The sequence below is a fragment of the Myxococcales bacterium genome (assembly GCA_016712525.1).
GTDB lineage: Bacteria > Myxococcota_A > Polyangia > Polyangiales > Polyangiaceae > JAAFHV01.
Genome location: JADJQX010000008.1, coordinates 804,192 through 817,313 on the forward strand (window position 1 = coordinate 804,192; position 13,122 = coordinate 817,313).

The following is a 13,122-nucleotide window of genomic DNA, read 5'->3' on the forward strand; positions in this document are numbered from 1 at the left end:
AGCATCGATCTCATTCGAGATTTTCGACGCTCGAGGCGCCACGCGACGAAGGAGGCTCGGGCCCGGCATGCCCCATCGTACGGAGACGTCACCGAGACCTTCCCGGCCCCGGCACGAATCGACGCTTCAGCCCTCCGAAGCGGCGGTCGGGCGACGACGACGCGGCGCCTTGCCCCCGAAGAGGAAAATGCCCATGACCCCGACGGCGAGCACGGCGCCGGCCGCGGCGTACCTGCGTGTGTGGTCGGTCGAGGCTTCGCTCGCGGCCTCGAGGCGGTCGAGCTCGGCGCGAGCCTTGGGGTGCCCCGGATCGAGGGCGAGCGCGCGCCGGAAGGGCTCCGTGTCGGCGATCCCCCGGCCTTGGAGCTCTTTGCCTTCGAGGAAGGCGATGTCGGCCTGGATCTTGGGCGCGCGTGCGCCCTCTCCCTCGAGGCGCGCGGCCTTGCGGTAGAACGCGAGCGCGTTCGGGAGATCGTTCTTCTCGACGAGCTCTTCGGCGCGAGCGAGGTACGCGGGCACCATCTCGACGCGGCGGTCGATGAGCGGCTGGCGCGCGAGCACCTTGTCGAACGCGGCGAGGGCGTCGTCGAGCTTGCCCTCTTTCTGTTTGGCGAGCCCTTCGTCGAGCACGACGTACACCTCTTCGAGGCGCGCGCGGTCGTAGGCAGAAAACAGCTCTTTCGCCGTCTGCTCGGCGTTCCATCCCTCGCCGGGTGCCTTGCCCGTGAGGTTCGTGTACGCCTCGCGGAGCTTCCACACCGCGTCTTGACCGAAGACGAGGATCGACTCGCGCGCGGCCTGGCGCACGAGTGCCCGATCGGTGTTCACGAACGAGATGATGACCCCGATCGCGTCGTTCTCTTTCACCTCGGCGTACGCCCGGAGCACGTCGGCCAGGAGCTCGCCGTTCGTGGTCTGCACGGCGTCGCCGGGGACACGCTTGCCCATGCCCTCGAGCGTGACGATGGCCCATCGCCGCAGGTCTTGATCCGAGCGGCGAAGGCCGATGAGCGCGGGGACGGCCTTCTCGCCGAGCGCCTTCACGACCCGCGTGACCTCGGGGCGGAGCGCGCCGTCGTGGTAGGCCGCCACGTGCACGAGGGGCTTGAGCGCCGGGGTCGTCCCGATCTTCGCGAGCACACGCAGGCAGAGCGCTATCGACAGCGTGGCCTTGTACCCACCTCCGTCGCTCCGACCGACCTTGAGCAGACCATCGACGAGATCTCCCCCCTCCGGAGCGAGCTTGCCGGAGTTGGCCTCTTTCACGAGCTTCACCGCCGCGAAGACCCCTCCCTGGCGCTCCTTCCGGAGCTCGTGGAGCTTCTTGGTGAGGGCCGGGATCGCGTCGGGCCCGAGACGACCGAGCGCTTCGAGGGCCTTCTTCTGGGGCTCTCCCGTCGTGTCGACCGCGGCGGCGATCATGCGATCGACCTCTTCGAACGACTGGGCGCCCGCCTGATCCTTCGTGGGCGCGGCTTGAGGCTCCTTCGCATCGACCGACGGAGCGCCCTTGGCCGGCGCCTCCGCCGACGCCGTGCCGGGCGCACCGAGCCCGAGCGCGAGCGCGAGGACGAACGCGGAGATCGCCGGGAGCCCTTTGGAAGAGCGAGGCGGCACGAACGAGAGGAGCGGGGCGGAGAGCTTCATGGTCGTGAGCAAGAACGGCCAGTGGAGGGGCGCCGATTCCAGGCGCCGAGGAAAAGCGAGGGCGGGAGCGAGCCCGCCACGGCCGTGCGGGTCATGTAGCCGAGCACGTCGGAGATTTCACGTTCGTGGCAGGGCGGAGCCGAGGACCACTCCCCACGCGCGTCGCTTGCCGAAACGAAAAGGTGTCAGGATCCGAGGACCTAAGAATACGCGCCCTATGTAGCACGGGGCATGCACATGTAGGCAAAGCTGCTACGGTCTGGGTTTAGGAGCTGCCCATGCGCGTCGTCTCGCCTGCCGTCTTCGCCACGACCTCCCTCGTGCTCGCCCTCGCCGTCGGGGGGTGCGCGTCCGAGGTGGAAGAGACGACCTCGATCGAGAGCCCGCTCACGGGCACGCGCGCCCGGGTCGTCCCCTTGGACGACACCTCGCGAGCCGCGTGCCGTGCCGAGGCCGAACGGATCTGCACCGAGGGCGAGGCCCGAGCCGCGGCGGCCAAGTGCGGGCGGCAGGGCGCGAGCGGCAAGGTGGTCGTCTCGGCGAGCTCCGGCCCGTGCAAAGAGACCGGCCCTGCGTACCCCAGCGTCGAGGCGTGCGCGAGCCCTCACACGCTCGACTGCTCGTTCTACTCGGCGTGCCTCGAGCGCTCGACCCCCTGCGGAGACGCGGGGTATGCCCTCGGGTTCGGCGAGAAATACTGCACCGCGTTTCGGTCCGCGAAGCTCTCTCCCACGGGCCAGAAGTGGGTCGAACGAACGATGCACTGCCTCCAAGAGGCCCTCGTCCCCGAGGTGCTCGCCGCGGGCAGCCTCTCGAGCCCGCGCGCCTCGGCGGCTCGCTGCGAAGAGGTGTTCGACAAGGCCTTCGCCTCGCACCCCGCCTGCTACACCGCGAAGGAAAGCTCGGTGTGCTTCCTCCCGCCGAGTGACGTCGTCACCGTGCTCGACACCATCGGGATTCGCGAGCTCCTCACGCGACGCACCGGCGCCCAGATGACGCACACGGTGGGCCTCTGCGTCGCGCAGATCACGCGGCGCATCCTCGGCCTCGGCACGAAGGCGAAGGGCTCGACCGCTCGGGACGCGATGGAGGACGACGCGCCCGAGGCCGCCCTGACCCGCGAAGAGCTCGAGGCGATGCTCGCGGAGTGGAAGAAGCTCGACACGACCGCGCGCTGAGGCGCGGCGCCCCGCGCGTGGAGACCCACCGGGCATCACCGCAAATCGATGATCTCACTCCGTATTTTCGCCTTGGAGAACGGGCCTCAGCGGCGCGGCGGGAAGGCCGGCGCGCCCGCCCCGGACGGGTACGAGAATGACGGCTCGGTCGCCACCTCGGTGCCCACCGCGAGCGTGCCCGGTTCGATCGCGATGGCCTTCCCGGAGCCGAACGCGAGCAGCTTGCCGCCGGAGTGCGAGAGGCCGGTGAACGGGGCCATGCTCTGCTTCGACGGAGGCACGAGCGGGCGCCCGTCGGGCCCGACCTCGACCACGCAGTCGTAGGCACCTTCGCACTTGGCTCCGTAGGCGTTGATGGTGACGAAGAGGCGGCGTCCTATGCGGGTCAAATCGCCCGGGAACCCGACGTTCACGAGCGCGTCCGAGGTGAGGATCGTGCGCGCGGCCGTCGTCCGGTCGATCGAGACGAACTGCATGCCCACGTACCCGACGAGCTCCTCTTTGCCGGCGACGATCGCCGTCGCGAGGGACGCGGGGAGCTGGACGTTCGACCGCGCGACCTCGGTGCATCCCACGTCGGAAGTCCACTTCGTGAGGACGTAGTCGCCGGCGACGTAGACCGTGCCGTCGTCGAAGACGGCCACTTCGCCCGAGTACGGGCACGCGGTGGAGGTGAGCGCCACGAAGGTGTGCCCTGGCACCGTGAACGAGTAGAGCTTGCCGCTCGCGAGCACGTACGACACGGACACGTCGTCCGGGTTGGGACCTGCGTCGGCGGCGTCGATGGGCGGTGCGGCGTCGACCTCGGCGTCCTTCGGGGGCGGCGGGGGCGGAGGCCTCGAGGTCGAGGTCGTGGCCGAGGGAGCGGGCTCGGGCTCGATCGCCACCACGAAGTCGAGGCCACAGCCGACCAGCGCTGCGCCCAGTGCGATCCCCACCACCCATCCACGACCCATGCCCTCATGCTACGCGAGATCGCACGGGGGTCACGGGCTACCGCGCTCCGCGCTCGAACCGCCACGCGCCGGGCCCGGGGCGTGACCCAAACTCACTCGAGGATGGAAAACTCAGGAAATTCGCCGGTATAGCCACGCCAGCGGACGTCGACGGCGTCGACCCGGGCCGCCGAGGGACCGTGGTTCGCCCACCCCGTGAGCTCCTTGATGGCGTCCTCGTCGCCTTCGGCGAGCACCTCGACGCTGCCGTCGTTGCGGTTCTTCACCCACCCGGTGATGCCGAGACGCCGGGCTTCGCGCTGCGTCGCCGCACGAAAAAAGACCCCTTGGACCCGCCCCCGAACGATGAGAACCACGCGCTTTTGAGCCATTCTGCGGCGAGAACGTAGCCGAAAACCCGTGGACTATGCAACCTTCGGAAACGACCGCGAGCCGATTCCCCCTCGGGCCGGCGCGGGCGCCTCCCCGGCCACTTCCCCGCCCGTTTCGGCTGGACTACGCTCCGCGCCGTGGCCCCCCTGTCCGACCTGCCCTTCCCGACGCGCTTCTTCCTGGCGTTTTCCTGCTTTTTCCGGGTCCTCTTCGACGGAGCCTTCGCCGCCCGGGTGTTCGCCGTGCAAGACGGCATGCCCGAGCCCAAGGCGCTTCCCCCGGCTCCCGAGCCGAAGCCCGAGCCGAAACCCGAGCCGAAGCCTACCCCGGACGCGGCCCTGAGCCTGCTCGCGCTCCTCCAACGCGAAGGGCGGCTCGTGGACTTCTTGCTCGAGGACGTCGAAGGCGCCGCCGACGCGGACATCGGAGCCGCCGCGCGGGTCGTGCACTCGGGGTGCCGCAAGGCCCTGAAAGACCACGTCGACCTCGAGCCGATCCACCCCGCCGACGAGGGGACGAAGGTCACGCTCCCATCGGGCTTCGACGCCAAGACCACGAAGCTCACGGGCAACGTCGCCGGAGACGGCCCCTACGAGGGAACGCTCAAGCACAGAGGGTGGAAGGCCACCGCCGTGAAGCTCCCCCACGCCGTCGAGGGTCACGACGCCTCGGTGGTCGCGCAGGCCGAGGTCGAGCTTTGAGCCGCTACGTCGTCGGGATCGATCTCGGCACCACCCACTCGGCCCTCGCGTACGCCGAGCTCGCCGAGGGTGGCGCGGGCGAGGTGAAGGTGCTCGACATCCCTCAGCTCGTCGCCAAAGGGACCGTCGGAGAGAAGGCCCTCCTGCCCTCGTTCCACTACGCCCCGCACGCCTCCGACGGGGCCATGCCCCTCCCGTGGGACGAACGCCGCGCGCACGTCGTGGGGGAGCTCGCGCGGGCGCGGGGTGTCGAGGCTCCGGGCCGAGTGGTCACGAGCGCCAAGAGCTGGCTCTCTCACGCCGGCATCGATCGTCGCGCGGCCCTCCTCCCCCTCGGTGCCCCCGAGGACGTCGAGAAGGTGAGCCCGGTGGAGGCCTCGTTCCGCTACCTCGAGCACATCGCCGACGCGTGGGAGCACGGCGTGGCGAAGGGCGATCCGGAGCTCGCGCTCGCGCGCCAGGAGGTGGTCCTCACGGTGCCGGCGTCGTTCGACGCGGCGGCGCGTGAGCTCACCGTCGAGGCCGCGTACGCCGCGGGCCTCGAGAACGTCACGCTGCTCGAAGAGCCTCAGGCCGCCCTCTACGCGTGGCTCGCGGCCCGAGGCGACGCGTGGCGAAAAGAGATCCGCGTCGGAGACGTGCTGCTCGTCTGCGACGTGGGCGGCGGCACGACCGACTTCTCCGCCATCTGCGCGACCGAGCGCGAGGGCGCCCTCGAGCTCCGTCGGGTCGCCGTGGGCGATCACATCCTCCTCGGAGGAGACAACATGGACCTCGCCCTGGCGCACGTCGCGACGCAGAAGCTCGTCGCGCAGGGCAAAGAGATCGATCGCCAGCAACAAGCCCAGCTCGCCCACGCGGCGCGCGCGGCCAAAGAGGCCTTGCTCTCGGAAGGAGCGCCCGAGAGCGCGCCCATCGCGATCGCGTCGCGGGGCTCGAAGCTCGTCGGAGGCACGCTGCGCACCGAGCTCGTCCGCGGCGAGGTCGAGGCGACGTTGGTCGATGGCTTCTTCCCGGTCGTCGCGTCGTCGGCGCGGCCCGTCTCTCGGCCTCGCGTGGGCCTCCAGCAGCTCGGCCTGCCCTACGCCCAAGATCCCGCCATCACGCGGCACCTCGCGTCGTTCCTCGCTCGCCAAAAAGACGCGCTCTCCACGCTCGAGGGAGCGAGCCCGAGGCCTCCGGCCGAGCTCCTCCTGCCGGACCTCGTGCTCTTCAACGGCGGCGTCATGAAGAGCGCGACCTTGCGCGGGCGCGTGCGAAGCTGCCTCGACACGTGGCTCGCGGCCCAAGGGCGCTCGCCGGTCCGTGAGCTCGAAGGCGCCGATCTCGACCTCGCCGTGGCCCGCGGAGCCGCCGCCTATGCGCTCACAAAGCACGGAAAAGGTTTGAGAATTCGCGGAGGTACGGCCAGGTCGTACTACGTGGGCATCGAGGGTGCCGCGCCCGCCGTCCCGGGCATCGCGCCCCCCCTCAGCGCGCTCTGCGTGGCGCCGTTCGGTCTCGAAGAAGGGAGCCCCCCGGTGGAGCTCTCGCTCGATCTCGGCGCGGTCGTCGGCGAGAAGGTCTCGTTCCGGTTCTTCGGCTCGTCGACCCGACGCGACGACGTCATCGGCACCGAGCTCGACGTCGGACCGAGCGCGGGCCTCGAGGAGCTGTCGCCGGTGGAGGTCGAGCTGCCTGCCGAGGGGCGCGCGCCGGGCGAGCTCGTGCCCGTACGCCTCGCGTCCAGCGTGACCGAGGTGGGCACCTTGCTGGTGGAGGCCGTTCCCGTCGCGCCTAGGTTCCCTGGAGAGCGGTGGAAGGTCGAGCTCGGTGTGCGGGAGAGCGACGGGTCGTGAGCCTCCGGCACGGCGTCGCGCTCGGCGTCGACCTCGGGACCTCGAACACCGTGGTCGGCTTCGTGCTGCCCGGAGAGACGCTCCCCCGCGTGCTCTCGATCCCGCAGCGAGTGGCGGCGCACACCGAAGAGGCCCGCGAGCTCTTGCCCTCGACCCTCTACGCGCCCATCGCGGGTGAGGTCGCCGGAGATCCCGGTTTTTTCCCAGGGGCGTTCGCGAAGGCGCGCGCCGGCGAGGTGCCCTCCCGAGGGGTTCCGAGCCACAAGAGCTGGCTCGGGCACGCCGCGGCCGACCGCCGCGCAGCCATCCTGCCGTTCGGGATCTCGGAGGACCTCGCCGGCCCACGCATCTCTCCGTGCGACGCCGCGCACCGCGTGCTCGAGCACGTGCATCATGCATGGATGGCCGCGCACCCCGAGAGGCCGCTCGGCGAGGCGATCGTCGCCCTCACGGTGCCGGCCTCGTTCGACGACGACGCGCGCGAGCTCACGCGCATCGCGGCCGAGCGCGCGGGGCTCGGGCCAAGCCTTCGCCTGCTGGAAGAGCCGGTGGCGGCGCTCTACGACTACCTCTCCCGCGACGACGCCGAGGCCACGCTCGCGGGCCTGCCCGAGGGCTCGCTCGTCCTCGTGTGCGACGTGGGAGGGGGGACGACCGACCTCTCGCTCGTGCGCATCGAGCACCACGAAGGGAGCCCGACGCTCACCCGTGTCGCGAGCGGGAGGCACCTCCTCCTCGGCGGCGACAACATGGACCTCGCGCTCGCACACGCGCTCGAGGACCGCTTCGTCCAGGCCGGGGACAAGCTCTCTCCGGCCCGCTTCGGAGAGCTCGCGGCGTCGTGCCGCGCGGCGAAGGAGCGGCTCTTCTCGACCGACGCCGTCGAAGCCAACGTGACGTTGCTCGGCCAAGGCTCGAAGCTCGTGGGGGGGTCCCGTACGGCGACGCTCTCGAGGGCTCTCGCCGAGGAGATCGTCTCGGCGGGCTTCTTCCCCGTGGTCGCGCGCGGCGAGGCTCCACGCGGTCCGACCACCGCGCTCCGCGGCCTGGGATTGCCCTACGAGCGCGACCCGGCCGTCACACGGCACGTCGCTGCGTTCCTCGCCCGGCACGCATCCGAGGGGCACGTGCGGGCGATTTTCCTGAACGGCGGGGTATTTCGCGCGGACCGACTGAGACGCGCGCTGACGATGGGGCTCGCGGCGTGCTTCGAGACCGAGCCCGTGCTGCTCCCGAACCCGGATCCGGATCTCGCGGTCGCGCGGGGGGCGGCCATCTACGCGCGCCTCCTCGCCCGTGGCGACGGAGCCAAGATCCGCGGGGGCAGCGCGAGGAGCTACTTCGTGGGTGTCGGTGACGAAGGCGACGGCGTGGCGAAGGCGGTCTGCGTCGTCCCGCGGTTCGCCGAAGAGTCGGCGACCTTCGAGACGACCACGCCGTTCCTCCTTACGCTCGGCACGCGCGCGCGCTTCTCGCTCTTCGCCTCGGACGTCGACAAGAGCGAGGCGGGGACCGTCGTCGCGCTCGATGACACACGCTTTTTTCCCCTCCCCGACCTCGTCGCCAAGCTGGGGGAGCCGGGAGAGGTCGGCCGCGCCAAGGTCGTCGTCCGCGGCGAGGTCACGGCCGTGGGCACCCTCGATTTGCAGTGCGTGAACGAGCATGGGCGCGCTTTCCGCCTGTCGTTCCGCCTGGATCCGCGAGACGAGGGCACACCCTCCCTGCCTCCCGCATCCATCCTCCCCCCCGCACCGGTAAGCCACGCGTCGAACCGCCCGACGCGGGCCCACTCGTCCCCGGCGCGAGACCGCGCGATCGAGCTCGTGACCGCCGTGTTCGGGAAGAAGGCCGACGAGGGCGCCCGAGCCACCAAGGACCTCCCGCGCGAGCTCGAGAAGGTCCTCGGCGAGAAGGGCACCTGGCCGGTCGATACGGCCCGGGCCATCGCCGACGTCTTGCTCGCGAACCCGGGCTCTCGAAAGCGCAGCGCCGATCACGAGCGGGTGTGGTTCCAGCTCGTCGGCCACGGCCTACGCCCGGGCCGAGGCTTCGAGGGTGACGCCGCGCGCGTGGCGTCGTTCGAGAAGACGTGGGACGGGAAGCTCGGCTTCCCCGACGAGCCACGCGGGTTCGCGGCGTTCTTCGTCGCGTTTCGTCGCGTCGCGCCCGGCCTCTCGCGTCGCGTGCAAGAGAGCATCGGCGACTACGCGGCGAGCGTGCTCGCCCCGAACGAAGCGAACCCGAAGCGCCCGAAGCGCATGCCCGACGCCCAAGACGAGCTCGTCCACCTCGCGGCCAGCCTCGAGCGTGTGCCGCTTCGGCTCCGCGGGCTCTTCGGAGAGTGGCTCTTCGACCGCGTGCGCGCGAAGGACGACCCCCGCCTCTGGGACGCGCTCGGAAAGATCGGCGCGAGGGTGCCGAGCTACGGCTCCTTGCACGAGGTGCTGCCCGTGAGCCAAATCGAGCCGTGGCTCGAGCGTCTCGTGCGGTCCGAGTGGAAGAAGGACACCCGCGCGCTCTCCCGAGCCGCATGCCTTCTGGCGCGAGCCACCGGGGACCGCACACGCGACGTGTCGGAGCGTGTGCGCAAGACGACCCTCGCGAAGCTCGAGGCGGCGCGGGCGGTCCCGAACGAGCCATGGCTGCGCATGGTGCGCGAGGTGGTGCTCCCGGAGGACGCGCTCGCCGAGGTCGGGCTCTTCGACGACGACCTCCCGCCAGGTCTCACGCTCGTGCGAGACGCCGACGGAGAGGGCCCGTGAGGCAGGTTCCATGAGCGAGATCCTGGTGGTGGTCGAGGCCGCGTACGACGTGCGCGGTGGCACCGAGCTCGCGCCTCGCATCAGCGCGCCCGAGGGAAAGCGGGGCGCCATCCACGTGCGCCTCGAGCGGCCCGACGGCTCGACGCTCGAGGCGCGCGCCGAGCTCGTGGTGGCGCACGTCTCCGGACCGAGGCCCCCGTTCGCCATCGTGAGGGTGCTCGGGCTCGGCGCGGCCGACGTGCCCGCGGGGACCCGGGTCGTCGCGCTCGAGCCGTGACACACGACGGGCCGCTTTCGAGCCGGCCAGCGCCGCCGCTTTCTGCTACCTCTCGGGCGTGCCGGCTCATCGTCGCCGTTCGCGCTTCGTGCGCGCCATGCTCGTGCGCGGCCGCATCGCCGCCTACGTAGCGAAGAGGCTCGGGCCGGCCCTCGCGGTCATGGCGACGTACACCGTGCTCGCCACCGCCCTCGTGCGCTGGGACACGGCGCGCGCGGGCGCGAAGCTCCCCGACGTGACCGCGAGCGTCTACGCGATTTACACGCAGCTCTTCTTCGAGCCGACCGACCCGCTCCCCGCGACTCCCCTGTCACGCGTGCTCTTCTTCGTGACCCCGCTCTTCGGCGCGGTGCTCGTGGGAGAGGGCATCGCCAAGGTCGGTGGGGAGGTGCTCGAGGGCGAGCGACGCCACGCGCTCTGGGTGAGGATCATGACGGAAACACTGAAGGATCATGTGGTCGTGTGTGGTCTCGGGCACGTGGGCTACCGCGTGATCGAGGAGCTTCGCGCCCTCGGCGAGGACGCGGTCGGCATCGAACGTGAGCCCTCCGAGTTCGTGCGCACGCTGCGCGACGAGGGGGTTCCCGTACACGTGGGTGACGCACGGCGCGACGAGCTGCTCGCCGGCACGGGCATCGCGAAGGCCAAGGCGGTCGTCTGCGCCACGAACGACGATCTCGCGAACCTCGAGATCGCCCTCGACGCGAAGCGCATGAACCCGAACATCCGGGTGGTCATGCGCATGTTCGACCAGCGACTCGCTGCCAAGGTCGGCGGGGCGCTCGAGCTCGACCAGAGCTTTTCCACGTCAGCTCTGTCCGCGCCGGTGATCGCCCTCTCCGCGCGGCTCGCCGGGGTGAAGAGCGCGTACCGGCTCGACGGGCGAACCCGCGTCGTATGCGAGATCGTCGCGCCCGCGCGAGCGAGGGGTCGCACGATCGAAGACCTGGAGCGGACCTTCGACCTCCGGGTGCTCCGCGTGAAGGACGCCACCGGGTACACACGCGCCACGGGCGCGAAGGTGATCGCCGAGGGGGACGGGCTCGTGCTCGACGCCGACGCCGAGGAGCTCTCGGGCCTCGTGTGACAGGTCCGCGCGGAGCGATCGGCGCGCCTCGAACGCACGCGGAACGCCCGAATTTTCCGAACGTCGTGTAACCTTCCCCCATGCATCCCGGAACGAAGCGGCTCGTCGTGGCCTTCATCGCCCTCGGCGCGTCGCTCCCGCTCGTCGGGTGCGGCACGCCGCCGCCCCGGCCCCCGAAGACCCAGGGTGAGCTCGCGCTCGCCGCGCAGCCGGTGAGCGACGCGAAGTTCCCAGAGGCGGTGCGCGACCTCCTCATGGCCGAGCCGGGGAGCGCGGAGCGCAAGGCGCGCCTCGCGGGTGTCTTGGCGCGTCAGATGTCTCGCGCAGCGTCGCGCTTCGACGAGCGCATGCCCGACGAAGGGACCACGGCCGTCCGTGGGGCACTCTCGCTCGTACGGACCGGCGAGCTCGTCGACGGCGCGTTCGGCTCGGACGGTGGAAAGGCGCTCCGGGGCGCGGCGGCCGAGTACGCGAAGCGCGGCGACGACGGGCGCGCGCGCGCCATCTACGAGCTCTTGGTGCGTGTGTTGCCGGAGAACGACCGCGCCGACGCTCGCGACCACCTCGAGTCCATCAAGGCGTGGACCCGCGACACGGCGAAGGGCGGTGCCATGCAGGCCGCAGGCTCCCTCGAGACGGCCGCGATGGCCCGCCGCATGCTCGAGCCGAGCGTCGACGCGCGTGAAGAGGCCGCGGCGCGAACGTCGGCGTGGATCGCGCAGGCGTTCGAGGTCCGGCGGATCTTCCGAGAGCGACGCGTGCAGCCCGATCGAGACGAAGCCGTCGAGGCCCTGCGCGCGCTCGGCACGGGCGCGACCGTGCTCGCGGCCGTGCACCTCCGCGACGCCGACGCGAAGTCCGCGCTCGCCGCGATCGAGAAGGCCGACGCCCGAGACATCGCGCGCCCCGACGTGCTCCAAGCCCTCGAGCGCGTCACCGACAAGGCCGACGCCGAGGCCTGGGTGGCGCTCACCCGCGCGCTCCGAGCTCCCTCCCGAGATGGGGAGGACGCGCCCCAAGACCTCGAGCTGCTCCGCACCATCACCTTCACGATCGCCACCGAGGCCTACCGGCTCGACCAAGAGGTGCCGGAGACGGCCGGGATCGTGGCCGAAGCCCTCGTCGAGCTCGGCATGCCCGACGCCGCCCCCACGGTGCTGGTCGCTGCGGTGCGCGCCCACCCCGAGCCTCAAATCGTGAGCGGCGCGATGCAGCTTACGTTGCTCGCGCTCCTGCGCGCCGCCAAGCTCGACGACCTCGCGGCCGCCCGGCGCGCGTTCGTGGCCGCGGGCCCCCTCTTCGCCGTCGCCGACGATCCGAAGCTCGGGAGGCGAACCCGCCCGAGCGCCGCGACGGTCCGCGCGGCCATGGGAGAGCTCGAGCTCCGCGCAGGGTATCTCACGCAAGGCGAGGCGCTGCTCGCTTCCGCGGCGAAACAGGAGCGTTCGGGCGCCGTCCTGCTCGCGCTCGCCCGCATCGCCGCCCACGAACAGCGCATCGCCGACGCCAAAGAGAAGGTGCGCGAGGCGCTCGTCCTCGAAGACGCTCGGCGCGATCCGGCGCTTCGCGGAGAGGCCATGCTCTTCCAGGGAGACCTCCTGCGCGACGAGGGAGACAAGGAAGGGGCGCGCCAGGTGTACAGGCGGTGCCTCGAGGAGCTCGCTCGCGCTCGCGCCGCCTCCGAGGGCGACCTCCGCGCGCGCACCGAGCGGCTCGTCGCGCGCGTCTCGGACCGATTCGACGACGACGCAGGGGCCGAACGTGCCCTCGAGCGCGCCCTCGAGGCCTCGGGGCGCGACAAGGCGCAGATCGCAGCGACCCTGGGGCAACAGGTCGCTCGCGCGCTCCTCCGTGGCGACACGAAGGCCGCCCAAGGCGCGCTCGCGCGGGCCGTGGCGGCGCAGGTCTCGCGCGAGGATCTCGTGTATTATGCATCTTGGACCCGCGCCCTCGAGCGCGGTTCGCGCGGCAAGCCACCCGCGGACGGCCTCGCCGAGAAGGTGCTCGCCCAAGCAGCCGACGATCCTCGCTGGATCGGGAAGGTGGCCTCGTTCGGGCTCGGCAAAATGCCGGCCGACGCGCTGCTCTCGGCGGCGCGGACACCGGCCCAGCGCACCGAGGCGCTCTTCTACTCCGGCCTCGCGAGGCGCGTCGACGGCGACACGAAGGGCGCCGAGGCGGACCTCCGTCGAGCGCTCAAAGAGGGGGGGCTCGACCTCATGGAGGTGTCGCTCGCGCGTGACCTTCTCGCGGGCAATCGCGGCGCGATCGGCGGGCCCGTCCCCGCCGTGGGGCTCCCCTGAG

The 13,122-nt window shown here is 71.3% G+C and carries 9 protein-coding genes; 6 read left to right on the forward strand and 3 right to left on the reverse strand.

Going from position 1 to position 13,122, the window contains the following annotated elements; all coding sequences use genetic code 11:
- Window positions 1–126 precede the first annotated feature (126 nt).
- Window positions 127–1,647 carry a hypothetical protein gene (locus IPK71_32935; protein MBK8218562.1) on the reverse strand — a complete coding sequence of 507 codons (1,521 nt, stop codon included), beginning with the start codon at window positions 1,645–1,647 and terminating at the stop codon, window positions 127–129.
- A gap of 278 nt (window positions 1,648–1,925) precedes the next feature.
- On the opposite strand from IPK71_32935, the gene IPK71_32940 reads away from it, so the two are divergent.
- A complete protein-coding gene (locus tag IPK71_32940; protein ID MBK8218563.1) occupies window positions 1,926–2,825 on the forward strand; it encodes a hypothetical protein in 900 nt (299 codons plus the stop codon).
- 86 nt (window positions 2,826–2,911) lie between these two features.
- On the opposite strand, the gene IPK71_32945 is transcribed toward IPK71_32940, so the two are convergent.
- Both IPK71_32945 and yccX read right to left on the reverse strand, forming a co-directional pair.
- Window positions 2,912–3,781, reverse strand: a complete 870-nt coding sequence (locus IPK71_32945; GenBank protein ID MBK8218564.1) for a hypothetical protein — start codon at window positions 3,779–3,781, stop codon at window positions 2,912–2,914.
- A gap of 92 nt (window positions 3,782–3,873) precedes the next feature.
- Window positions 3,874–4,152, reverse strand: coding sequence for an acylphosphatase (gene yccX, locus IPK71_32950; protein MBK8218565.1), 279 nt, complete (start codon window positions 4,150–4,152; stop codon window positions 3,874–3,876).
- A 35-nt stretch (window positions 4,153–4,187) separates the two neighbouring features.
- Between yccX and IPK71_32955 the strand changes: the two genes are divergently transcribed.
- From IPK71_32955 to IPK71_32975, 5 genes are all read left to right on the forward strand, one after another.
- Window positions 4,188–6,692 (forward strand): Hsp70 family protein, encoded by a 2,505-nt coding sequence (locus IPK71_32955; GenBank protein ID MBK8218566.1) that lies wholly within the window; start codon window positions 4,188–4,190, stop codon window positions 6,690–6,692.
- A complete protein-coding gene (locus IPK71_32960) occupies window positions 6,689–9,454 on the forward strand; it encodes an Hsp70 family protein (protein ID MBK8218567.1) in 2,766 nt (921 codons plus the stop codon). Before IPK71_32955 ends, IPK71_32960 begins: the two co-directional genes overlap by 4 nt.
- A 10-nt stretch (window positions 9,455–9,464) precedes the next feature.
- The gene (locus tag IPK71_32965) at window positions 9,465–9,731 is read left to right on the forward strand and encodes a hypothetical protein (protein ID MBK8218568.1); all 267 of its coding nucleotides are present in this window, start codon (window positions 9,465–9,467) and stop codon (window positions 9,729–9,731) included.
- A 58-nt stretch (window positions 9,732–9,789) separates the two neighbouring features.
- Window positions 9,790–10,818 carry an NAD-binding protein gene (locus IPK71_32970; protein ID MBK8218569.1) on the forward strand — a complete coding sequence of 343 codons (1,029 nt, stop codon included), beginning with the start codon at window positions 9,790–9,792 and terminating at the stop codon, window positions 10,816–10,818.
- A gap of 80 nt (window positions 10,819–10,898) precedes the next feature.
- Window positions 10,899–13,121 (forward strand): hypothetical protein, encoded by a 2,223-nt coding sequence (locus tag IPK71_32975; GenBank protein MBK8218570.1) that lies wholly within the window; start codon window positions 10,899–10,901, stop codon window positions 13,119–13,121.
- Window position 13,122 lies beyond the last annotated feature (1 nt).